The organism is Bifidobacterium sp. ESL0822, from assembly GCF_052606675.1.
Genome location: NZ_CP199596.1, coordinates 203,457 through 226,731, shown reverse-complemented (window position 1 = coordinate 226,731; position 23,275 = coordinate 203,457). Strand labels below are relative to the sequence as shown.

14 protein-coding genes are annotated in these 23,275 nt (G+C 62.5%); 6 read left to right on the top strand and 8 right to left on the bottom strand.

The window, feature by feature from the left end; genetic code table 11:
- Positions 1-25 precede the first annotated feature (25 nt).
- Both ACUIAF_RS00935 and ACUIAF_RS00930 read right to left on the bottom strand, forming a co-directional pair.
- Positions 26-700: an ECF transporter S component gene (locus tag ACUIAF_RS00935; protein WP_232354034.1), complete on the bottom strand. Its 675-nt coding sequence runs from the start codon at positions 698-700 to the stop codon at positions 26-28.
- A 191-nt stretch (positions 701-891) separates the two neighbouring features.
- A complete protein-coding gene (locus tag ACUIAF_RS00930) occupies positions 892-2,268 on the bottom strand; it encodes a dipeptidase (protein WP_445338745.1) in 1,377 nt (458 codons plus the stop codon).
- 67 nt (positions 2,269-2,335) lie between these two features.
- Here ACUIAF_RS00930 and ACUIAF_RS00925 point away from each other — a divergent pair, with 67 nt between their 5' ends.
- The 5 genes from ACUIAF_RS00925 to ACUIAF_RS00905 all read left to right on the top strand — a co-directional run bounded on the left by ACUIAF_RS00925 (position 2,336) and on the right by ACUIAF_RS00905 (position 8,474).
- Positions 2,336-2,962 carry a DUF3043 domain-containing protein gene (locus ACUIAF_RS00925; RefSeq protein ID WP_110417371.1) on the top strand — a complete coding sequence of 209 codons (627 nt, stop codon included), beginning with the start codon at positions 2,336-2,338 and terminating at the stop codon, positions 2,960-2,962.
- Positions 2,963-3,073: 111 nt separating this feature from the next.
- The gene (locus ACUIAF_RS00920) at positions 3,074-4,561 is read left to right on the top strand and encodes a dihydrolipoyl dehydrogenase family protein (protein WP_015022078.1); all 1,488 of its coding nucleotides are present in this window, start codon (positions 3,074-3,076) and stop codon (positions 4,559-4,561) included.
- A 48-nt stretch (positions 4,562-4,609) separates the two neighbouring features.
- Complete coding sequence (locus tag ACUIAF_RS00915; RefSeq protein ID WP_015022079.1) at positions 4,610-5,344, top strand: DUF4191 domain-containing protein; 735 nt, start codon at positions 4,610-4,612, stop codon at positions 5,342-5,344.
- 146 nt (positions 5,345-5,490) lie between these two features.
- Complete coding sequence (gene glnA / locus ACUIAF_RS00910) at positions 5,491-6,927, top strand: type I glutamate--ammonia ligase (protein ID WP_445338744.1); 1,437 nt, start codon at positions 5,491-5,493, stop codon at positions 6,925-6,927.
- A 200-nt stretch (positions 6,928-7,127) separates the two neighbouring features.
- On the top strand, positions 7,128-8,474 hold the full coding sequence (locus ACUIAF_RS00905) for an MFS transporter (protein WP_445338743.1): 1,347 nt from the start codon (positions 7,128-7,130) through the stop codon (positions 8,472-8,474).
- A 131-nt stretch (positions 8,475-8,605) separates the two neighbouring features.
- Here ACUIAF_RS00905 and ACUIAF_RS00900 read toward each other — a convergent pair whose 3' ends face one another.
- The 3 genes from ACUIAF_RS00900 to ACUIAF_RS00890 all read right to left on the bottom strand — a co-directional run bounded on the left by ACUIAF_RS00900 (position 8,606) and on the right by ACUIAF_RS00890 (position 15,884).
- Positions 8,606-9,802, bottom strand: coding sequence for an Mrp/NBP35 family ATP-binding protein (locus ACUIAF_RS00900; RefSeq protein WP_110425465.1), 1,197 nt, complete (start codon positions 9,800-9,802; stop codon positions 8,606-8,608).
- 69 nt (positions 9,803-9,871) lie between these two features.
- Complete coding sequence (gene ligA / locus ACUIAF_RS00895) at positions 9,872-12,460, bottom strand: NAD-dependent DNA ligase LigA (RefSeq protein WP_445338742.1); 2,589 nt, start codon at positions 12,458-12,460, stop codon at positions 9,872-9,874.
- Positions 12,453-15,884, bottom strand: a complete 3,432-nt coding sequence (locus ACUIAF_RS00890) for a tetratricopeptide repeat protein (RefSeq protein WP_445338741.1) — start codon at positions 15,882-15,884, stop codon at positions 12,453-12,455. The genes ligA and ACUIAF_RS00890 overlap by 8 nt, the downstream gene beginning before the upstream one ends.
- A gap of 50 nt (positions 15,885-15,934) precedes the next feature.
- Between ACUIAF_RS00890 and ACUIAF_RS00885 the strand changes: the two genes are divergently transcribed.
- Positions 15,935-18,196, top strand: a complete 2,262-nt coding sequence (locus ACUIAF_RS00885) for a hypothetical protein (protein ID WP_445338740.1) — start codon at positions 15,935-15,937, stop codon at positions 18,194-18,196.
- Positions 18,197-18,214: 18 nt separating this feature from the next.
- Here the strand turns inward: ACUIAF_RS00885 and ACUIAF_RS00880 are convergent, their stop codons facing one another.
- The 3 genes from ACUIAF_RS00880 to ACUIAF_RS00870 form a co-directional block, all read right to left on the bottom strand.
- Positions 18,215-20,452 (bottom strand): exo-alpha-(1->6)-L-arabinopyranosidase, encoded by a 2,238-nt coding sequence (locus ACUIAF_RS00880; protein ID WP_445338739.1) that lies wholly within the window; start codon positions 20,450-20,452, stop codon positions 18,215-18,217.
- A 78-nt stretch (positions 20,453-20,530) separates the two neighbouring features.
- On the bottom strand, positions 20,531-21,904 hold the full coding sequence (locus tag ACUIAF_RS00875; RefSeq protein WP_015022087.1) for an MFS transporter: 1,374 nt from the start codon (positions 21,902-21,904) through the stop codon (positions 20,531-20,533).
- Between the two features lie 127 nt (positions 21,905-22,031).
- Entirely contained in the window at positions 22,032-23,219 is a 1,188-nt protein-coding gene (locus ACUIAF_RS00870) for a pyridoxal phosphate-dependent aminotransferase (protein ID WP_445338738.1), read from the bottom strand.
- Positions 23,220-23,275: the final 56 nt, after the last annotated feature.

The window sequence follows — 23,275 nt, the reverse complement described above, 5'->3', positions numbered from 1 at the left end:
GATGCTCTGGTCCACGCCCGGACCTCTACTTCCCGGCCATACGAATATCGCGGCCGGAGGCGAAGCGGTCCAGGGCCCCGGTTGCGGCGATGGCCTTGTAGAGGTACCAGACCAGCACTCCGGCGATCAGAGCACCCGAAATCAAGGTGGCTATCAGATAGATCACCCCGTAGGGACCGGTCAGGTTGATGGCCTGCAGGTGCGTGCAGAAGGAGTAGAGCCAACAGCCGAAACCAGCTGCAGCGCCCGATAGTGCCACCGTGGACATGTTCCAACGCCGGTAACGCAGCAGCATGAAGACCAGCTCAGCCATGAAGCCCTGCAGCAGACCGATCAGTATGGTCTCCACAGGCACCCAAAGGCTGCCCAGCAGCGACTCCAGGATGGCTGCGACCAACTCGGCATAGACGGCCGCTCCCGGCTTGCGTACGATTACCGAGGCCAGTGGGCCGGCAAACAGGTAGAGACCGTTGAGAATGCCACCCAGACCGGGCACGACCCCGTCCAGGAAGGACCAGGGAATGGTGGTCACCATGGCGACCACCCAGTAAATGACGGCGGAGGCCACCCCTATGACCGAGGCGACGGCGATATCCACCACCCTCCACCGTTTGGAGGGAATCCTGACCTGGGACGGAGTCCGCTCGGACTCCGGCTCTGATCCGGAAACGGTATTGTTCATGAAATGACCATCGGTCATGATCTTGTGCCTTTCCTCGGGGCGCTCCCTATGAGCGCCATCCCGTTCAGGCACGGGTCCAGTGACATCCGTGCGCCGGCATTGCCCGGTAAACGTTCGTCCGGTTGAGGCTGAGCCTCCTCTCAGCCGCACGCCCTTAGGCATACGGCCCCCGTGTCACCTTTAACCCTAGAACAGGCCGTGGCCAAAAATCAGTTCTGACGCTCACCCAGGGAGTCCAGCAGCAGGGCCTCGGTGACGATGTTATCGACCAGCCCCTGCAGGGAGATGGACTCGTTCGGACTGTGCGCGTTGGACTGGGGATCCTCGGGACCGGTCACCAGGACCTGAGCATCAGGGAAGAGCCGCTTGAGCTCGGGGATGAAGGGGATGGATCCGCCCTCGCCCTTGTTGACCGGGTCGCGTCCGAAGGCCTGCCGCATGGCCTCCTCGGCCTGCCGGACCACCGGGCTGTCGGCATCCATGGCCCATCCCATGCCCAAGTCGCTGGGCGTGGCCTCCACCCTGGCCCCTTGAGGAGCATGGGCGACCAGAAAATCGGCCAGGGCCTGCACAGCCTGTTCGGGCCGCTGGGTGGGCGCAGTACGCAGGGAGATGCGGAAGCGGGTCTTATCGGCCAGGACGTTGAAGGAGCCCTCCACCGGGTGGGCATCGAAGCCGATCACGGCCGCCGCTGGCTTGGTCCAGAGCCGAGAGGCCAGGGAGTCGGTTCCAGCCAGCTGGTAGGAGTCAAGCACGCCGGCGTCCGCACGTAGCTGGGCCTGATCCAGGTCACGCTGCAGGCCGCCGATAGGCTGTCCACCCTCCAGGCCGGGCACCGCAAGCTGACCCTGGTCGTCATACATGGAGGCAATCAGCATGGCGGCCAAGGTGTTGGCATCCAGGATGGGCCCGCCGAACTGGCCGGAGTGGACCGGATGCTCCAGAACGGTAACCGTGACATCCAGGTCGGCATTCCCTCGCAGAGAGGTGGTCAGGCTTGGGGTGTCCGCCGACCAATTGCCCGAGTCGGCCACGATGATCAGATCCGAGGCGAAGTCGTCCCGATGAGCCTGAAGGAAGGGGATGAAGCTTTGCGAACCCATCTCCTCCTCCCCTTCGATGAAGACCTTGACGTTGACGCGCAGGTCCTTGCCCAAGGCATGGAGGGCACCCGAGTGGATGGCAATACCACCGCCGTCGTCGGCTGACCCGCGTCCATAAAGCCGCCCCTCCTTCTCAACGCCGGTAAAAGGATCAGTAGACCACTGGGAGGGGTCAGGCACCGGTTGTACGTCGTGATGGGCATAGAGCAGAACGGTTGGGGCATTGGCATCCACCTGCCGGGATCCGATGACTTCGAAGGCTCCAGGGGTGCCGTCCGGATTGGTGGCCTGGACTACCCGGGCGTCCACGCCCACCTGCCTAAATTGTCCGGCCACATAGTCGGCCGAGCGCCGCATGTGGTCTCCGGTGATCCCCTTGGCCGAGACCGAAGCCAGTGCGATCTTGTCCTTGAGCAGATCGACGACCCTGCTCCTATCGTCTTGGACACGTGTGCGGATCGTCTCCAGCCCCAGTTCCGCCATCGTTACCTCCTAATTATTACTTGCGAATCAATGCTTGCGAGTCTAGGCGTCACCGTAACCTGTTCGCATGACATGGAACCCCTTCTCACGCAAGGATCGTCGGGACAAAGAGGCGGAGGCGGACCAGACGGCCTCTGCGGAGGATGTACAAGGCAAGGGACGCCCCACACCCAAGCGCAAGCAGGCCGAGGCCCGGAACCTGCGTCCGCTGGTCCCCAAGGACCGCAAGGCCTCGCGCAAGGCCGCCAAGGCCCGGATCCGAGCCCGTGAGGACGCTCAGTACGAGGCCATGAGGACCGGCGACATCGACCACATGCCCAAGTCGGAGCGCCTGCCTTGGAGGATCTACATCCGCGACTATGTGGATGCCCGTTTCAATCTGCTGGAATGGATTTTCCCGGCCATCATCCTCATGTTCGTGGCCACTCTGATGGGCATGTTTGTGGGTCCGCAGCATTATGCCACTTTCACCATGGCAGTGACCATCCTTCTATATGCCTATCTGATTGTAGCCCTGGTCGACACCTGGCTGATGTGGCGCAAGCTCAAGCGCCTGCTGATCGACAGGTTCGGCGAGCGCTCGGTGGCCAAGGGATCACGCTCAGCCTCCTATGCATGGCAGCGGGCCATGATGGTCCGGCGCTGGAGGGTTCCCAAGCCCAACCAGAGCAAGCGTGGACACTGGCCCAAGTGACAGCCGATTAGCGACAGCCGATTGTTTTGATATTCCGGCCTGCAGGTCGGTCACACCGCATTCTGCGAATGGTCTTCATTCTCCCAGCCTGTACGGCTAGCATGGATTGATATGCAGCAATCGATCAACCAACCCGGCACACAGTCTCTTGACCCATGGGATGCCGACAGCCGCCAGTACGACACCATCATCATCGGATCCGGCCCAGGCGGCTATGCCACGGCCCTGCGCACAGCGGAGCTGGGCGGACGGGTGGCCCTGGTCGAACAGGACCCTGTGGTTGGCGGCGTCTGCCTGAACCGCGGATGCATCCCCACCAAGGCCCTGCTGACCGCTACCCAGGTTCTCGAACAGGCCGGCCTTGGGGCCGCCATGGGCATCAATATGGCGTCATACAGCATCGACTACCAGAAACTTCAGAACTATCAGGACCGGATGGTGGACGCCATGACCGGCGGCCTGTCGAGCCTGCTGAAGCAACGTGGCATCACCGTGTTGCACGGCCGCGGCAGCATCGTCGGCGACGGCCTTGTGGAGGTGACCGCCGATGACGGCAATCGAACCCGTCTGACCACCTGCGACACCATCCTGGCCACCGGGTCTCATCCCCGGGCCTTGGAAGAACTTCCCTTCGGTGATCTGGTCATCGACACCGACCGGGCCCTGACTCTCAAGCCCTTCCCCCGCCGGGCCCTGATTATCGGCTCAGGTGCGGTGGCCCTGGAATTCGCCACCATTTGGAACCAAGCCGGCTGCCAGGTGACCCTGATGGTCAGACGGGATCGGGTGCTCTCCCACTGGGGTCGTCGGACCGGTCAGATCATGACCAGGGAGCTGGAGCGACAGGGAATTCAGATCGTCACCCATGCCCGCTGCTCGGGCGGACACCGTCTGCCCGCAGATGGAGGCATTCAGGTCGACTACCAGCCGACCGACGACAAGGGCCAATCGGGACAGATCGAGACTGATCTGGTTCTGGTCGCCATCGGCAGGGACCCCAACACCGATCCGAAACATATGAAGGAGCTGGGCATCGACCTGGATGAGCAGGGTCAGGTCCTGACCGACTCACAGGGACGCACCAGCCGCGACCGGGTCTGGGCCCTGGGCGACATCACCCCGGGTCACCATCTGGCCCACAGGGCCTTCCAACAGGGCATCACCCTGGCTGATGCCGCCTCCGGTCTGGATCCCGAGCCGGTCAACGAGGCCACCATCCCCCGCGTGGTCTTCTCCTCCCCCCAGGCCGCAGCTGTAGGCTTCAGCCGCCAGGAGGCCGAGGACGATCCATCGCTGAACCAGGTCAAGGAGACCATCTACCCCATGATGGCCAACTCGCGCATGCGCATGAGCGGCCTGCAGGGCACCCTCAGCCTCATCACCGCCTGCCAAGCCACCGATATGGAGAAGCAGATGGTGGTCGGTCTCGAGATGGTATCCCCTCAGGCCTCCGAGAACATCGCCGAGGCCCAGCAGCTGGTGGGCAACCAGATCCCCCTGCACCGGGCGGCCGGCCTCATCCATCCCCATCCCACCTTCTCGGAAGCCATTGGAGAGGCCCTGCTCAAGGCCGACGGCAGACCCCTGAACATGCGGTAGGCATGCGGTAGACTGGTCAACCAGTGAACGTTTCCAAGTGAGGATGGCATGGCTACAGAGGACACCAAGGGCAAAAAAGCAAAAAAGAAGACCAGCACGATCAGCCAGATCGCCAAGATCTACCAATTCACTTATGAAGAGGACAAGACCCTTCCCTGGCTGCTGACCGCAGCAATTCTGGTACCCACACTGATAGCAGTGGTGATTTGCCTGCTGGCCCACTTCGGCTGGCTGTCCTGGATACTGACTGTGCTTCTGGGCATCATGCTCGGCCTGCTCCTGGCCACCATGACCCTGACCAGACGCTCCGACAAGGTCGGCTACGCCAAGATGGAGGGCCGTCCAGGTGCTGCCGCCGCCGTGCTGAGCGGCATCTCCAAGGCAGGCTTCTCCTTCCCCCAGGAACCCGTCTGGATCGATGCCAAGACCAAGGATGCCGTCTGGAGGGGCACTGGCCGTACCGGAGTCTATCTGATAGCCGAAGGTGACTACAACCGCGTCAACAAGGCCATGAACCGCGAAGAGGAGAAGATCCGCCGCATCACCCGCGGATCGGCCATCCCCATCTACCGAATCAGCGTGGGCCGCGGACCGGACCAGGTCCCGCTCAACAAGCTCCAGCGCACTGTGATCAAGAAGAAGGTCAAACTGACCGCCACCGAGCTGGAGACCCTGAACGACAGGCTGGTCACCCTGCAAAAGCGTCAGAGCGCCCTAGGTATGCCCAAGGGCATCGACCCGACCAAGATACACGTCAGCCGCAAGGCCATGCGCGGGCGCTGATGTTTTTTGAAGGTCCCGGCATCTCCCTCAGGGAGGCGCCGGGACCTTCGCATGAAACACCCCCGTAACCTCAGCGGTGCATTGCCGAAAAAAGCGGTCCCCTAGACTGAGTGACCGTTATGGTTTTCCAGGAAAGGAGCAGTTCAGTGAGAGAACTGAAATCAAAGGCCGATTGCGAAGCTGTGATCAACCAAGAAGGCGTGGAATACGTCTCGGTCAGGTTCACGGATCTGATCGGCGTCCAGCAGCACTTCACGGTCCCAGCCAGCGAATTTCTCAAGGATGCCTTCACAGACGGCATGGCCTTCGACGGCTCCTCCGTCCAGGGATTCCAAGCCATCAACGAGTCCGATATGAAGCTGATTCCGGACCCTGAAACCGCCTACCTGGATCCCTTCCGCCGCCACCGCACCATGAATGTGGCCTTCTCCATCGTGGACCCGGTGACTGACGAGCCCTACTCACGCGACCCCCGGCAGATCGCCGCCAAGGCTGAGGCCTACCTGCGCTCCACCGGCATAGCCGACACGGCCTCCTTCGCCCCCGAGGCTGAGTTCTTCATCTTCGACAAGGTCCGCTTCGAGAACAGCATGCAGCGATCCTTCTACGAGGTCGACTCCATCGAGGCCCCATGGAACTCGGGCGTGGATGTCGAGGAGGACGGCTCCGACAACATCGGCTTCAAGAATCGTGTCAAGAGGGGCTACTTCCCCGTACCGCCCATCGACCACTACCAGGATCTGCGCGATGACATGGTTGCCAACCTGCAGAAGGTGGGGCTGATTCTGGAGCGCTCCCATCACGAGGTGGGCGGCGCCGGCCAGCAGGAGATCAACTATCGCTTCAACACCCTGCTGCATGCGGGTGATGACCTGATGAAGTACAAGTACGTAGTCCACGAGACCGCCGCTCTGGCCGGCAAGGCGGCCACCTTCATGCCCAAGCCCATCGCCGGCGACAACGGAACCGGCATGCACTGCCACCAGTCCCTCTGGAAGGATGGCAAGCCCCTCTTCTACGACGAGAACGGCTACGGCGGACTCTCCGACATCGCCCGCTGGTATGTGGGCGGCCTGATCGAGCATGCCTCGTCCGTCCTGGCCTTCACCAACCCCTCCACCAACTCCTACAAGCGGCTGGTTCCCGGGTATGAGGCCCCGGTCAACCTGGTCTACTCGGCCCGGAACCGTTCGGCGGCCATCCGCATCCCCCTGGCCGGCACCTCGCCGGCTGCCAAGAGAATCGAGTTCCGCGCCCCTGACCCCTCCTGCAACCCCTTCCTGGCCTTCTCGGCCCAGCTGATGGCAGGACTGGACGGCATCCTCAACCACACCGAGCCTCCGGCCCCCATCGACAAGGACCTCTACGAGCTGCCTCCGGAAGAGCACGCCCAAATCAAGCAGGTCCCCGGTTCCCTGGAGGAGGCCCTCAACGCTCTGGAGGAGGACCACGACTTCCTCAGCGAGGGCGACGTCTTCACCGATGACCTGATCCAGACCTGGCTGGACCTGAAGCGCGGTGAACTGGACCAGACCCGTCTGGCCCCCACCCCCCTGGAGTACGAGCTCTACTTCCACATCTGAGTTCGCATAACGATTGACGCCGGCTTGCCGGCCAGGTCGCATAGGGCCCGATCCTTCCTGCTGAAGGGTCGGGCCTTTTTGTATTATCACGACCATCTGCATCCGCCCATTGATGGCAACACGCCAGCCCCGGCATCCTGGCAGCAGTCGGGACAAAATGATGTGCAGGCATAAAACGGATCCGATGGAGGTGGAAACCGATGCGCTGGCTGCGTGAGTTCATGGAGTTGCCCGTATATCTGCGAGCCATGCTCATAGTGGACCTCATGTGCAACTTCGGCATCGGCCTGGTCATGCCCATCGAGCTGCTTTTCGCCACCCATTCCCTGGGCGCCACCATGAGTGAGGCTGCCCTCCTGGTGACCATCAGCTCGGTGGGGTCCCTGATCTCCAACCCCATCATCGGCTGGGTCTCGGATCGTCGCTCCTCCTGGCTGGCCATGCACACGGCCATGATCTTCTCGGTCATCGGCCCCTTGATCTTCACCATGGCCCACGACTACCGGGCAGCAGTCGCGGGTGCCTTCGTCTCGGGCCTGGGGATGGGCATGCAGACCTCCTGGGCCAGCATCCTGACACAGATCTCCACCAGGGAGCAGCATCGGATTGTCTACGGTATCAACCAGGCCGAGCTCAACCTGGGCATCGGCCTTGGGGCGGCTGTAGGCGGACTGCTGGCCGCAGGTGGTCAGGACTTCCTCTACCGCATTGGCTTCGGCGGCAGGGCCCTGGGGTTCGCCCTGCTCAGTCTGTCCCTGCTGGTCATCGAACGACACTGGCAGCTGCGCCGGCTGACTGCTGAGCTCAAGGCCCAGGCAGAGCGAGTGGTCGTCCAGGAATCCGCAGAGACAACCCGCGCCCTGCAGACAAGCAAGCCGGACAGCACAGAAAGCATGACCATCAACGGCACCTTCGGGGGACGGACCAGCTCCCTGACCAGGGTGCTGGCCTCAATGGCCCTGCTGACCATGGGAACCTTCTTCATGGACCTGTTCGGCTACTCCCAGTTCGACGCCGGCCTGGTCACCACCCTGATCTCCGATCCGCACATCCCCCGCTGGTCCCTGTCGGTGGTGGACGTGGTCAACACTTTCTCGGTGGTCATCATGAACATCGTGCTGCTGCCCCGGCTCAAGGACGCCAACCATGTGCGCCTGCTGCGCACCGTGCCGGTCTTCTGGGCTGCGGCCTGGGTGATCATCGTCCTGGGCCTGCGCCTGGATTCCACCCCCGGTGCCCTGAGTGTGGCCTCCCTGGGCATCACCATCTTCGGGCTGGGCGAGGTCATGATGGGCATCTCCCAGCCGGTGGTTGCCGCCGAGCTGGCCGGACCATCGTTCAGCGGGCGCATGTTCGGCCTGCTCAACACAGCCGCATCCCTGGGCTACATTGTGGGACCCATGTTCGCCTCCTACATCCTGGCCGGGCACGAGGCCATTCCCTTCCTGGCCATGTGCGCCATCGGCCTGGTCGTGCTGGCTGTCCCCTGGTTCCTGGCCATCCCCTCGCGGCAGATCACCAGCCGGAAGAGCCCGGCCGCCTTGTAGTCTTGGACAAGGCACGGCACTGAATTAAAAACTTGGAAGTTGGCTAATCCAAAGGATGGCCGAGAAGGCATTTCTACAGTGGCCAGTCCAGCGAACTGAGTCCTCTCTTCAGTGGCGGTTCTCGTGTAGAGTCAGTCTTCACCGGCGGCCCGACGGGCATCGCCAGGCTCCGAACCCGCCATCAGGGTCTTGGCCAGGTCCACGAATCGCTTGGTCAGCGGCGAATCATCCAGGGAGCCGTCTGATCTGAGGACAGCCGGCCGGCCGGACTCCCCCGATTCGCGCAGGTCGGTCTGCAGGGGAAGCTGCTCCAGCAGCGGTACCTGATACCCCAGATCCCGGGTCAGCTGGTCGGCCACACGCTGGCCACCTCCCTGACCGAAGATGCGCAGCCGCTCGCCATTGTGCTCGTACCAGGACATGTTCTCAATCACACCCTGGACCTTGGTGGGCAGCTGGAGGGCCACCAGCCCTGAACGCACGGCCACCTGTGAGGCCGAGGGCTGGGGAGTGGTGACCACGATCAGACGGCTGTTGGGCAGGGCCTGGGCCACCGACAGGGCCATGTCCCCCGTGCCTGGAGCCAAATCCAGCAAGAGTACATCGGGGTCACCCCACCAGACATCAGAGAGGAACTGTTCCAGCGAGCGCTGCAGGCGCGGACCCCTCCAGAGGATGGCCCGGTCCGACCCGGCGAACATGCCGATGGAGATCAGCTTGACCCCCCAGGCGGTCACCGGCATCAGCATGCCGTGCAAGTTGGTGGGCCGGCTGTGTACGCCGAAGAGCCCAGGCAGGGAGAATCCGTAGATGTCCGCGTCAATGGCGGCCGTGTCATAGCCCAGGGCAGCCAGCGTGGCCGCCAGGTTGACGGTCACAGAGGATTTGCCCACGCCCCCCTTGCCCGAGGCGATGGCGAAGATGCGGGTGCCGACGCCCGGTTTGGAGAAGGGATTGCTGCGCCGGGCGGCCTTGAGGTCGGCCACCAGGTTGTCCAGCTTCTCCCGGCTCATGGAGGAGACATCGATATGCGGACGCAGCCGGGCTCGCGGGTAGGAGGTCACGGTCCCGTTGATCTGGTTGGTGATGGTGGTCGACAGCGGGCATCCCTTGATGGTCAGCTCGACCCGCACGGTCACCTCGTAGTCGGCCTGGGCATCCCTGGCCGGCTCGACAATGATGTCAGTGATCATGCCCAGATCGGTGATGGATCGACCCAGTTCTGGATCGATGACCCGGCTGAGCCGCTCATAGACCTCCCCCTTGATTCTTCGAGGCAGCTCCTCCAGATCCCGGGTCCCTTCCTTGCGATGCTCTACTTGTTCCATGCCGTCACCATATCGCGCCCAGCCATCTGCTGCTAGGGCGCGGCTGGTCGGATATTGCGAATGTCACTATCAACCTTGGGCTGGGTTGGGGTCGCCGGTGTCAAGCAGACGGTGGAAGGCCGCCTCGTCCAGGATGGGTAGCCCCAGGCTCTCAGCCTTGTCGGCCTTGGAACCCGGGTTTGCGCCCACCACCACATAGGTGGTCTTTTTGCTGACGGATCCAGAGGCCTTGCCGCCGCGTTCCACGATGGCCTCCTTGGCGGAGTCCCTGGAGAAGTCCTCCAGACTGCCGGTGACCACCACGGTCATTCCCTTTAGGGTCTGCGGCTTGGTGCTGCGCTCGACGTGGGCGCCCACCCCGGCTGCCTGCCAGGCATCCAGGATGCGTCCACGCCAGTCGTCGGGCTGGCGGGCGCCCTGGAACCAGTCGTGGATGGAGTGCGCGATCTCGGGGCCCACACCGTCCAGTTCGGACAGGTCCTCCACGCTGGCCTCCTCCACGGCCTTGAGCGACGGAAAACGGGTGGCGATGGCCCGGGCCGAGGTCGGTCCCAGGTGCCGGATGGACAGGGCCACCAGGACCCTCCACAGGTCGGCATGCTTGGCCTTGTCGATCTCTTCAAGCATCTGCAGGGTGTTCCTGGAGGGTTGGGCATCCGCACTATCCAGTGCGGCCTCCTGGACCTGGGTCTCATGGCTGTTCATGGCCCGCTCGCCCTGGCTAGCCTGAGCGCTCTTGGGCAGGTTATAGAAGGCAGGCACACGGTACCAGAGGCCGCTGCCGCCTGTCCGACGCTTGGTTGTGGCACTTCCCTGCCGGCCTTCGACCTCCACCCGCTCCATCAGGGGAACCTCACGCCAGACATAGACCTGGCGCAGGTCCTCCACTTTCAAGTCGAACAGGCCCGCCTCACTGGTCAGGACAGGTTCCTGACGAGATGGAAGTTTCAGGTCCGGGTCCGGCTGGTAGGGGGCTGCCTGGCCTCCCTGGTCGACCAGGACCTCACGCAGACCGGGAGCGTAGACCTCCACGGAATCGGGCCGGTTCTCATCGGGGTTGGTCAGTGCTATGGCGCTCTGCTCCCCCAGATGCTCTATGTCCAGCGCCTTTCGCGAGGCCATGTGGATGATCCGCTCGGTCAGTTGGGCCGGGCAGGACTCCACATTGGGGCAGCGGATGTCCACATCGCCCTCCTTGGCCGGGGCCAGCCGGGCACCGCAGCTGGGGCACGTCTCAGGCATGACGAAGGGTCTCAGATCCCTTTCACGCCCCTTCCTGGCTTCGATAACCGGTCCGACCAGCTCGGGGATCACATCGCCCGCCTTGCGGACCACGACCGTATCCCCGATCAGAATGCCCTTGCGCTTGACCTCGGATGCGTTGTGGAGGGTGGTCCTGGAGACCGTGGACCCTGCCACGGTGACCGGGGTGAGAACAGCCACCGGGGTGATCCGCCCGGTCCGGCCCACCTGGACGGTGATGTCCAGAAGTCTGGTATTGACCTCCTCCGGCGGGTACTTGTAGGCCACGGCCCAGCGGGGGGCACGGGAGGTGGCTCCCAGCCTGCGCTGGAGATCCCGGTCCTGGAGCTTGACAACGATGCCGTCCAGGGCGTGCTCGATGTCATTACGGTGCTGGCCGTAATAGTCGATCATGTCCAGAATCTGGTCGAAGGAGGTGATGACCCGGTTGTGGGGGGAGACCGGAATTCCCCACTGCTTGTAGAGGTCGTATGCCTGGGACTGGTCGATGACCTCGTCGTGGGTCCCCTTGGGATGGGCCGGGCCCCACCTCAGGGAGCCCAGGCCATGGGCGTAGAAGCTCAGACGGCGGCTGGCCGTGATGCGCGGATCCTTCTGCCTCAGGGACCCGGCGGCGGCGTTGCGAGGGTTGGCAAAGGGCGTCTTGCCCTCCTGCTCCTGCTGCTCGTTCAGGGCGTTGAAGTCGTCGAACCGCATGAAGACCTCGCCACGGACCTCCACGAACTCGGGGATGTCGCGGGCCGGCCCCGACAAATTCTGCGGAATGCTCGCAATGGTCCTGACGTTCAGGGTGATGTCCTCCCCGGTGACGCCGTCCCCCCTGGTCAGACCCTGTTCCAGAACCCCGTTGCGGTAGAGGAGGTTGAGGGCCAGGCCGTCTATCTTGACCTCGCTGGTCATAGGCAGGGCCTTGGCCGGCGGCCAGTCGAGCTCGTTGCGAAGCCCGTCATACCACTGGCGCAGCTCGGCGACACTGAAGACGTCATCCAGGCTGAGCATCTGAGAGGGGTGACGGACTGAGGCGAAGTCGTTGGAGAAGGTCCCCCCGACCCGGTGAGTCGGCGACTGGGGGGTATCCAGACTGGGGAAGCGGGACTCCAGCTCCTGCAGGCAGCGCATTCTGGCGTCATAGGCCGCGTCGGAGGAGACCGGCGCATCGTCTATGTAGTAGGCGACCTGGTCGGACTCCACCCAGGCGGCCAGCCTGGACCAGAGACGCTGGGCCTGTTGGGCTCCCAGAGAATCAAGGTCCAGCTCCCCCAGTCGCATGGCATCAGCATCGTCGGGCTGCAGGGAGGCTATCCATCGGTCAGTGCCCGGCCTGGGCCTGGAATCGGTATTCCCGCCCTCATCACTGGTTTGCTGAGCATCTTTCTGAGCTTTTCTGTCATGCATTGAGCGACCTCATGAACTGTGCCTGTACCACATCAACACCTTCATTATCGTCGTCGTTCATCCTTGCGGCCGCCATTGTCAGTGTTCGGGCCGGGACGAAGAGCCCACCATCCACACAGATGCGCGCGGCCTGGCGCACTATCGAAGCCACTTCGGTGTGAGGCCAGACCGGCAGGCCGTGTTCTGCCAGCACCCGTCGGGCCTGCCTGTGGTCTTCAGGCAGAACCACGCACTGGGAGCGGGCCCTGGCCTGCAGCTCGGCCAGCTCACTCTTGAGGGCTGGTATCCGGTCGGGACTGATGTGCTCGCTCATCAGGTAGGCCGCTGCAGCCACGTCGAATTCGTCGCGCATCCATGAGGCATAGGCCAGGCGATAGTAGGCGAAAGAGGCATCGTCCCGGTCCAGGGCCACCCTCAGAGCATTGAGTGTGGCAGCCCGGGCCGAATCCCAGTCCTCCCGGTTGGCCAGCATGACAGCCAGCTTCAGGTGGGAGAGCGGGTAGGCGGGCGCATAGGCCACCATGGCGTTCAGATGCTTGAGGGCTGCCTGGTCCTCCTTGATCTGGGCCAGCAGATCGGCAATCTCCAGGTGGGCGTAGAAGAGGTTGTCAGGAATGAGCAGGGTCCGCTCCCCCGGTGTGGCGAAGAGGCGGTTGTAGACCACCCGTTCGGCATATGAGTTGAAGTAGCGGGGTACCTGGCCCTTGGCAGCGAAGACTGCATCCAGGTGAGCGATAGCGTCCTGTTCGACCTGTATGCCCTGGGCCGCGCCGCCGGAGAAGAGCAGATCTCGGGCTTTGACGCGCTCCTTGTCCAGCTGGGAGGAAAGTGAGAAGTCAAAGTCCGGAACAGGGGTGCCATCGATCATGGCGCTGGCGACCTGGGGGGCCAGCTGTTCCAGCTCAGGGTCGCCGATGCTCTGGATGATGCCTGTGGCTTCCTGGGCCTTGGCTGCCGAAGTCATGCTCCGATCCGAGGCCAGCTGATGGAAACCGCCTACAGCCCTCTGCAGCAGGTCGGCACGCTGAATGGACAGATCCACTGCCTTATCTGCGCCCAGGGCCTTGGCAGACTTGTCGGCAAAGGCCACCTCGGAGAACTCGGGCTCCTCCTGGCTGCCATGGGGGCTGAAGCGGTCATCGCGCATGTCGAACCCGGCCTCAGTGGGCTTGAGCCCGCCCTGGGTATCCACCTGCATGGCAGCGTCGAAGAAGCGGTAGATGGCGCGTGGATCCTTCAGACCCTGCGAACGGATGCGGGAGAGGAAGAGCTCCCTGCTGAAGACCACCGAGACCAGGGTGCGGATGGTCGGATTACTTTGCAGAGCGCTGAGCGGATTCTGGGATGCGTCGTCGTCGGTCTGACCCGCGGAGGCATCATCATTCGAGACATCCTCCTGCGATGCATCATCAGCGGCCGACTCATCCGCATCGGACCCGTTGGCCGACGGCGGCGGCGCAAAGGCGGCAGAGTCAAGGTCCACGCCCTGCATGAGATCCTTGAACTCACGGTCCACGGATTCCTTTTCGCCCTGGTCCTCGGCCTTGTCCTCCCCGTCTTCCTGTTGTTGCCCAGGAACCATCCTGGAGGCAATGGGCTTGGTGGGATCGCCATGCACGTCGCCATCCTTGGGATCAGCCTTGGACCCAGTTGGGGCCACCTCGCCTGAACGCATGCGCTCGAAGGCCTCAAGGGCCTGTCCCATCATGGTCCTGATAGCCGAGTTCTGCTGATCTACAGCCTCTTCCAGACCGATGGAGTCGATCTGCAGGCTGACCTCACGCACGGCCGGATCCGCCCCGAAGGCCAGGGCGGCCATCATCAGACCGACGCGCAGGTTGTAGTCAGCGCTCATGGCGGACCGCTCGCCCTCGTCCAGGTCCCGCCAGGCACGGGACTGGTCCTCATAGCGGCTGGAGGGCATCATGGTGCGCCCAGCAGCAGTGAAAGCCAGGGCCACCTGCCCCTGGGCAAGGTTGGATCTGAATTCCACGTCGAAACGGAAGGGCAGCCGAAGGGATCGCATCAGCATGGACAGCGTCTGCCGGTAGACCCACTCGGATCGCACCGGCTCCTGACCTTGGCCGTCCGCTCGCACCGGCAGCGCCTGGGGAGCCTGTTGACGCACCATGACGGCGGTCGCCGCAGCCTTGTCGACCATGGCATTGATAGCGGTCAGCCCGTCGTCCTCCAGGGGGTCGAAGCGAACCGGATAGTCCCCCGGGCGCAGCAAGGCGACAATGGCGGGATCATCCAAAAGCGCCTGATCCAGCCGGGTTGCCTGGACGCGGTTGATCGAGTCCTCGGTGGGCAGCGTTCCCAGGCGGGCATTGCGCTCCAGCCAGGCGCTGACGGCGGCAAACCTGTTGAGATTGCCCTCGATGCGCAGGGCCGCAAGGGCGGCGGTGAACTCCAGTCCATTGTCCCAGCTCAGGAAGTAGGCGCCGGAATAAGAGGAAGCATACAGATGCAAGGGCTCGGCCCCATGAACGGCCTCAAGGCCTGAGACGGGCGATAGGGCCCCAGCCTCGCGCATCAGGTCGGCGAACAGATCCTCCAGACCGGAGACCCGCTGTCCGTGGGAGCGTGCCTGAATCATGTCACCAACGCTGCGTCGGATGGCTCCCATGGGCGCCTCCCTGTTGAGCCTGTAGAAGATGTTGCCCGAGCCGAACCCGGTGAAGGTTCCCTGGATGCGCGGCAGCAGGTATGCAGCGAAGAAAGCAATGGCCACAGCATCCCGGTACTCCAGATCCAGGCGCATCTCCGGAGGCAGCAATGGACGCAGCTGCTCAAGTGAATAGCGGCCATCGGCTCGCAGCCAGGAGGCCAGCCAACGCATGTGGCCGGCCTCGTCACGGCCTGCTACGGCACCCTGCAGGGCACGGACCGGACCCGAATCCTGATCCGGATCGCGGCCCAGCCGACGACCATCGGCCAGGGTCACCTCCTCCTCCCTGCCCAGCAAGAAGGCAGGCTCCATGTTCTGCAGGTCCATCCGGCTCTGCTCGCCGATGAAGACCCGGCCATGGTCGTCGGCCAGAGCAATCTGAGCAAAGTGACGACGATCGGTGAAAATCCCCAGCGCGAAGCCGCGGCCGGGCGCATCAGGCCACTGGACCCAGCCCAACGTCAACCCCTCGGGCACGCCCTGCAGACGAGGAAAAAGCCGACGCTTGACCGCGATACCCAGGATACGGCTGTGGGAGGCCAGAAATTCGCGCATCTGACGATCATCTGGATGGCGTCCCGTCCTGTTGATCAGATTGACCATGTCGGCCACCGAAGAATCCAGGGGACGATCCCCACGATCCCCCGTGGTCGGCCGAGAGGAGCCTACCAATCCCTCCAGTGCGGAAAGAATGGAACGGCCCAGGCCTGACAAATCCCCGACACCCCGGGACTTCTTCGCGTTCTTGGACATACTTTCGATTGTCCCAATCCAGCCCGACATGTCGCCGTTAGAATAAAACAGTGATGACTCTGCCAGCCCTGCGACGCCCCACCCCGACCAGGGGTACGACTATTCGCCTGCTGGTGACACTTGTCGTCATACTCGTCCTCGAACTGGGGGTATTCAATCTGGCCCATTGGCAGTCATTGGCCGGTTCCTCCTCGAACCCTCCAGCAAGAACCACAGGCACTATTGGATCCCGGCCGGGCCACTTGGGGCCAGGACTGTCCACGTTGCCGGGTGGGGGACTAAAGGTCATTGATCCGGCCGGCGCCTGGATGGATGTCCCAGTCGCCGACGGACAGACAACCTTCGTTCAGGCCCACCTGACGGAAGACGTCGAGGAATCCCTGTCGCAGATTCATGTACGTCTGGACCTGCGCCTGGCCGGCGACAAGGGTTGGACCCAGGGCACACGAGGGTTGATCTGCCCTGGTCTGACCCGCAGCCACTATCTGCGCATCAGAGGCAATTCCCATCAAGGCCGGATCCAGGCCATGCGCCTATGGATACAGGAACCCATCGGATCTCGGCTGGAGCTGACCGGGATGACCCCTGCCAAGGTGGTCCCCTTAGACTTCAATCCGGCGCGGATACTTGTGCTGGTCTTTCTGGCGGCACTGATCCTGGGCTACCTGCCAGGCTCGGTTCTCTGGCGGACTCGGCTGGATACGGGCTCGGTGAGCCAGCGCCTGGTCCTGGCTCTGATTCTGGCTCCCCTGGCAGCCTGGTCCTGCTGGAACATCCAACATGATCTGTCCACCTTCACTCCCATGGCCTACCACCAGCCGAATGCCTACGTCTACGACTTCAACCAGTACGATCATGTGGCCCAGGCCCTGCTGCATGGACGCCCTTGGCTGGATCTTGGCCAGGCGCCTGATCTGGCCAAGGCAGCAAATCCTTTTGACATAGCCACCCGCAACGCGCTGCTGGCCCAGGATCAGCAACCCATATATTGGGACTACGTCTACCGGGACGGCCACTGGTACTCCTACTTCGGAGCACTTCCCGTGCTGCTGCTCTTCCTGCCCTATAGAGTGATAACCAGCCTGGTGCATCCGGGTGGCTATGCCCTGCCCACCAGTTCGGCCGCAGCCCTGCTCGTCGCGATGGCCACCATCATGACCGCCCTGGCCACCATCCGCCTGCTGAACCGATGGTTCCCCCGGGTCAACCTGGCCGTGGTCGGTATGGCCCTCATGACCATGCTGGGTGGATCTGGCATGGCCTACCTCTGGTGCCGTCGCAACTTCTATACGATTCCCTTCGATGCCTCCTTGCTGGCGGTCATGACCGGACTCTGGCTCTGGATGGGAGCCAGACGGGTCCATCGACAGTCTGCGGGCACCAGTGGGCATTCGGGTCGTCGTTCAACACGAATGTGGACCGTAGAGGACGGGGACCGACCCTGGCAACTGTCCAGACCCAGGCTCTTCCTGGGATCACTGTCAGTGGCTGCCACCCTGGGCTGCCGACCAACCTTCCTGGCAGCCGGCCTACTGGCGTTGCCCCTGTTTGCCGAGGAAATAAGGGCAGTCATCAACGCCCTGTTCAGGCGTGGGCACCATACTGCCGGCCTGTCTCGAAGGCGGGCGCTGTCCCTGCTGGTCTGTGGCCTGTTGCCGGTTCTCCTGATTGCCGCTCCCCTGCTCTGGTACAACCGCTGGCGCTTCGGATCTCTGCTGGACTTCGGCAACCGGTATCAGATGACCGTCCTGGATCTGACCAACTATCATCCCGGCACCGCGGGCATGCTTCAGATCTTTGGCTACTACCTTCTGCAGCCCTTGACCACCCTGCCGGTCTTCCCCTACCTGCAATTCTCCCCTGCTCCCATGCGGGTCTGGCACTTCACCGAACCCGGTCTGGGCGGGCTGCTGGTCACCACCCCGGTACTTATACCGGCCCTTGCCCTTCTTGCTCTACCCCGGGTACGAGAAGAGCTGCAGCGTCGGGGCTGGATCCCCGGCCTGATTCTGGCCCCTGCCCTGGCGACTCTGGTCATGGCTGCAGACTCCTATATAGGGGGGTTCTCAGTGCGCTACAGCATTGACTTCGCCTGGCTGATCTGCCTGGCAGCTGTTGTGGTCATGGCCGCCGCATCCTCAACATATGAAGACGGCCGTTCCCGCTCCGGAGTGGGAACGGCCGTCATGAGCCTGCTAACACTCGCCTGTCTGACTGGGTTGGTCTTGACCTTCATCAACGCCATGGTCCTACTGGAGCACTTCGACTCCAGTCAGGCCATGAACGTAGCCGTCTGGTTCCTAGCACCCTGAGCCCGGCCGACAGCGATGTCAGGAGTCGAGGCCCTGCTGCTTGAGGGCTTGGTGATACCGGTCGACCATGTCAGCCACGATGCCATTGCCATCGCCGCCTGACAAGGTGATGACCGATGCCAGGGGCATGGTGTCGAAGAGCTGAGCAGTATTGGGATCGTCCGGCAGCGGTATGCCATCCTGATCGATACGATCGCGCATGATAGGCCCGCCAATCGAATTCTCGCGCCACTCGGCCATGGTCGATTCGGCATTCAGCGGAATGAACCTGCCGTCGCCATCCACCTGCAGGTCCTCTTCCGCAACCAGATCTCGACTTGAGGTACCCACCTGGATGCGGTAGGTGCCCGCCTCAACATGCCAGGCATCCATGGCCGTCGACCAGTAGGCGAAGTCGCGCTCGGTCAGGTCCATGCTCACCCTGCTGGACTGTCCGGCCTTCAGGAAGACCTTGGTGAAGGCCTTGAGCTCATGGCTGGGCCGATTCACCCGGCTGGCGCAGGGGGCCACGTAGACCTGCACGGTCTGTGCACCATCCACCTGCGAAGTATTGGTCACGGTCACCTCCACCCGAGCCGAGTTGGCTCCGGTCTTGGTCACTGCAACCTGATCCAGGGCGAAGTCGGCATAGGACAGACCGAAGCCGAAGGGGAAGGCCACGGGACGCTGGAAGGTGTCATAGTAGCGGTAGCCCACATAGACGCCCTCGCCATAGCGTGAATGACCCTCCTCGCCGGGGAAGGAGGTGATGGTGGGGTTGTCCTCCAGCCGGACCGGGATGGTTTCAGGCAGGTGGCCCGAGGGAGTGGCGGCACCGGTCAGCACATCCACCACGGCGCGACCACCCTCCTGGCCCAGCAGCCAGGTCTCCAGCAGACCCTTGGTCTTGTCCATCCAGTCGGCAACCGTCACCACTGCTCCATTGGAGAGGACGGCGACCACCCGGTCGTTGACCTCGGAGACAGCCTTGAGCAGGGCCACCTGCTTTTCAGGAAGGTCCATGCTGGTACGGTCAAAGCCTTCGGATTCGGCGTATTCAGGCAACCCCAGGAAGAGCACCACGGTGTCGGCTCCGCGCGCAACTTCAAGCGCTTGCCGGGTCAGGGCGGGATCCTGCTCCTTCTCATCCAACGTGAACCCGGGCGCGAAGTCCACATTCATGCCGGCCTCCTTGAAGCCATCCAGCGCTGAGGAGACCTCGGTCGGCGTGATATGCGAGGAGCCTCCACCCTGGTAGCGCGGGGTCCGTGCGAACTCGCCGATGACCGCAACTTTCTGCTTCGGGTCAAGGGGCAGAATCCTGTCCTCATTGCGCAAGAGGACGATGGACTCCTGAGCTGCTCGGCGGGCCATGTCGTTGTGTTCCTGGACGTCGTAGCGATAACCCTGTTGGGACATGGCCGGACGGGCCTTGTCGATCAGGTCCAGGATCCCCTGGGCCATCCGGTCCAGCTGCTCCTTGTCCAGCTTGCCAGCCTGCACGGCCTGGACCACCTGATCATCGGTACGGGAGGGCGGCATCTCCAGATTGAGCCCGGCCTGCAGGGCATTGACCCTGTTGTGGACGGCACCCCAGTCGGACATTACCATGCCCTGGTAGCCCCACTCGCCGCGCAGAACGTCCGTCAGCAGCCAGCGGTTCTCCGAACTGAAGACCCCGTTGATCTTGTTGTAGGCGCACATGATGGTCCAGGGCTTGGCATTTTTGACCACGTATTCAAAGGCCGGCAGGTAGATCTCGCGCAGGGTGCGCACGTCCACGTCAGAGCTGACCCTGAGCCGGTCGGTCTCCTGGTTGTTGGCCGCAAAATGCTTCAGAGATGTCCCCACCCCCTTGGATTGGACCCCATCGACCAGACCTGCGGCTTCATGCCCGGCCAGCACAGGATCCTCCGAGTAAAACTCGAAGTTGCGGCCGCCCAGCGGGCTTCGCTTGATGTTGATGCCTGGTCCCAGGATTACAGCCACCTTCTCCTGGACGCACTCCTCGCCCATGGCCTGGCCCACTTGGTAGGTCAGATCAGGATTCCAGGAGGAGGCCAATCCGGCGGTCGGAGGGAAGCAAGTGGCCGGAACCGATCCGTAGACGTCAGAACCGGTGGCCTTGCGCAGGCCGTAGGGGCCGTCAGTGATCATATAACCTTCATAGCCCTTGTCGGGCAGCCCCTGCAGGTGCCAGGAGTCGGACCCCGAGGTCAGCGAGGCCTCCTCTTGCAGGTCCAGATCCTTGGCTTTGGTATGCGTTTGTTCTGTCATGTCTTTTTCCTTTCGAGTTTTCGGGTTCGATTAGCCGGTCCGCGGCTCAGCACAGGTCCAGATTACAGGTTTTCAGACTCACTTGACCTTGCGGATCATCATGATGAAGACGGTTCCCACCAGCAGGCAGGCGATGGCGACTGGGAAGATCATCCTGTAGCCGCCGAAGAGGCCAATGATCAAAGTCGTGCACCCGGGGGCGATCACCTGGCCGATCGTATTGGCCAGGTTGAGGATGCCCAGATCCTTACCGGCCTCCTTGGCGTTCGGCAGCACGTCGACGTTCAGCGCCTGGTCGACTGACATGTAGCAGCCGTTGCCGATTCCAGCCAGGGCGGCATAGAAGTACATGCCCGTGGCGGTCGGCATCAGGAAGGGGAAGAGTATGCCGACGGCGAGGATCAGGCAGCTAGTGGCTACGATCACCTTCCGTCTGTGCAGGAAGTCTGAGAGCGGACCCGAGACCACGGAGGCCAGGATGGTTGTCACCACCGAGATCAGTGCCATGACCTTGAGTGTGGATGCGGCCTGGGCATCGCTCAGGTGGCAGTACTTCTGCAGTATATAAAGCTGGTAGCCCTGAATCATGAAGCAGCCGACAACGAAGGTGAACCTGCCCAGAAGCGCCAGGTAGAAGTCGCGGCAATTCTTGGTGGGCGGTATGAAGGACCGGCCGACATCCGCCCAGGTCCGTTCCACGACCGTGTTGGCAGCCGACTTCTCCCGGGGCCAGATCAGCACGGTGAGAATGCCGGAAAAGAGGAAGATGATCATAGCGACTACAAGGCCGGTATGGATGTTGGCCATGAACGAGCTGCCGATGATGGTTCCCAACTGCTGGCCGATGACCTGGCTGGCCCCATAGAGTGCCGAATAGGTTCCCCTGGTCGACTCGGGAATCCTGTCGGAGAGGACCGCCACGGCCGGGGCTATCAGGCAGTTGATGCCTACCTGCACAATGCACCAGCCGAAGATGATCATGGGGAGTGTATGGGACTGGATGACAAGCAGGAAGCCAAGGGCGCCGATGATGCCGCCCAGCACGATCCAGGGGGTGCGCTTGCCGACTCGGAACCTGGACATGTCAGAGAGAGCGCCGAAAACAACGTTGGCCACCAAGGCGAACACGCAGCCGATCGAATTCATCGTCCCCAGAGCCGCTTCAGCGCTGACTCCATGCAGGGAATTAAAAATCTGAGGCAGGAGGACCCCGGACCCCATGGTAAAGGGCGCGGCCCAGAGCAGGGATACCAGGACGAACCCAATGGCAAAGCGGACCTTCTCCGCGCTGTTGAGCCTTCTGCCCGTATCCGGAGCCAGGCTTGGATCCACGCCTTGATTCGCCACAGCACCGGTCTCATCTACAGAAGCCATGGCCTTGATGTTTTCCCCGATCCGGGCACCAGCCCCGTCGGCTGGGCCTCCCCTTCGATCCTTATTTTCGTCTACCATCGTTATCACTCCTTCGTGTGCAGCCTTGCAATCAGTGGCTCATCATTGAGCCGTACCAATCTCCCCCCCTTCCATAACCGGCAACTGTTCCGAACATATTATCGGAGCGAACAGTGCATTATGTGGGTTATAAACAGGTTATTTTTCCGATAGCTGAGACGACTGAGTTCACATTTCGGCGGAATTCCGAGGATTCCGGCAGGAGCGACAGGGCCAGATATCCGTTGCCTGGCATGTCGAAAAAGTATCCGGGCTGGCCAGTCAACCCGTAGGACCCAATCAGGCGAAGAATCAGCTCCTCCTCGTCGATGACCTGAGGAAAACGCAACAGAACGTTCCAGCCTCCCTCAGGCCTGAGCAGGGAGACGCAGGACTCCTTTTGGCCCAGTGTCTGTCTGAGGATTCCGAGATTGCCCCTGATACGCTTGCCCACCCGGCTGGTCTGAACGGGAATATCCGAGAGCATGGCTTCCATATCCCTGGTGATCAGAAGACTCATGGGCAGGTAGTCATCGGCTATCAGGTCAAGATGACGCTTGGCGGCGGCTACTTGGTCTGCGGGCCCGGAAACCTGGATCCAGCCCACCTTGGCATGGGGGGCTGCCAGACTCTTCGAGAACCCATCCAGGGCGAAGGTCAGCACCCGATCCTCACCAGCCAGCCGGGCACGGCCCGGCAGGGGATCCAGAGGATAGCCGAAGAAGACCTCGTCGGCGATGATGGCCACCCCCTGCCGCTGGCAGAGTTCCAGCAGCGACCGACGCTCTTCCGGATGAATGTAGGAACCGGTGGGGTTGTTGGGGTTGATAAGGACCAGGGCACGGATACGGTCGCCTCCAGGCCCCTCCAGGGCCTGCCTTACCGTGGCCAGGTCAAGGACCCAGGACCCGTCATAGGTCAGGCGGTATGGGATTGTTCGGACGCCTTCCAGACCGGCGATTGATTCAATCAGAGGATATCCGGGTCTGGGCTCCAGAATGGCGTCACCCGGGTCGCAGAGGAGCTTCATCAGCCAGGAATAAGCCTGGGATGTGGAAGAGAGCAGGTAGAGATCATCAGAATCGACCGATGTACCGTCCTCGCTCTGGCTCAATCTCTGCCGCCTGGTCAGAAACCCAGCCAGGGACTGGCGGGCCGCAAGAGGTCCCCTCGGTTCCGCCTCATAGACTTGGGGCAGAAATGACGGGGCCAGCCCGAAGCGGGTGGGATTGGAATCATTCAGCCTGCCCAGCTTGAGACCATGGGCACGTGCTTCGGCCTCGGCCAGGGCAATGCGATTGGGGCGGTCAGACCCGGTACGGTGAGAAAAATGCATGATTTTTCAACTCCTCATCCGATCCGGCAGTCGCCAGAACGCCCCATACAGGATAG

What these genes read in the sequence shown, in the direction of transcription:
- ACUIAF_RS00935 (WP_232354034.1), bottom strand. Translation starts at nt 700, where the DNA reads ATGACCGATGGTCATTTCATGAACAATACCGTTTCCGGATCAGAGCCG.
- ACUIAF_RS00930 (WP_445338745.1), bottom strand. Translation starts at nt 2,268, where the DNA reads ATGGCGGAACTGGGGCTGGAGACGATCCGCACACGTGTCCAAGACGAT.
- ACUIAF_RS00925 (WP_110417371.1), top strand. Translation starts at nt 2,336, where the DNA reads ATGACATGGAACCCCTTCTCACGCAAGGATCGTCGGGACAAAGAGGCG.
- ACUIAF_RS00920 (WP_015022078.1), top strand. Translation starts at nt 3,074, where the DNA reads ATGCAGCAATCGATCAACCAACCCGGCACACAGTCTCTTGACCCATGG.
- ACUIAF_RS00915 (WP_015022079.1), top strand. Translation starts at nt 4,610, where the DNA reads ATGGCTACAGAGGACACCAAGGGCAAAAAAGCAAAAAAGAAGACCAGC.
- ACUIAF_RS00905 (WP_445338743.1), top strand. Translation starts at nt 7,128, where the DNA reads ATGCGCTGGCTGCGTGAGTTCATGGAGTTGCCCGTATATCTGCGAGCC.
- ACUIAF_RS00900 (WP_110425465.1), bottom strand. Translation starts at nt 9,802, where the DNA reads ATGGAACAAGTAGAGCATCGCAAGGAAGGGACCCGGGATCTGGAGGAG.
- ligA (WP_445338742.1), bottom strand. Translation starts at nt 12,460, where the DNA reads ATGCATGACAGAAAAGCTCAGAAAGATGCTCAGCAAACCAGTGATGAG.
- ACUIAF_RS00890 (WP_445338741.1), bottom strand. Translation starts at nt 15,884, where the DNA reads ATGTCCAAGAACGCGAAGAAGTCCCGGGGTGTCGGGGATTTGTCAGGC.
- ACUIAF_RS00880 (WP_445338739.1), bottom strand. Translation starts at nt 20,452, where the DNA reads ATGACAGAACAAACGCATACCAAAGCCAAGGATCTGGACCTGCAAGAG.
- ACUIAF_RS00875 (WP_015022087.1), bottom strand. Translation starts at nt 21,904, where the DNA reads ATGGTAGACGAAAATAAGGATCGAAGGGGAGGCCCAGCCGACGGGGCT.
- ACUIAF_RS00870 (WP_445338738.1), bottom strand. Translation starts at nt 23,219, where the DNA reads ATGCATTTTTCTCACCGTACCGGGTCTGACCGCCCCAATCGCATTGCC.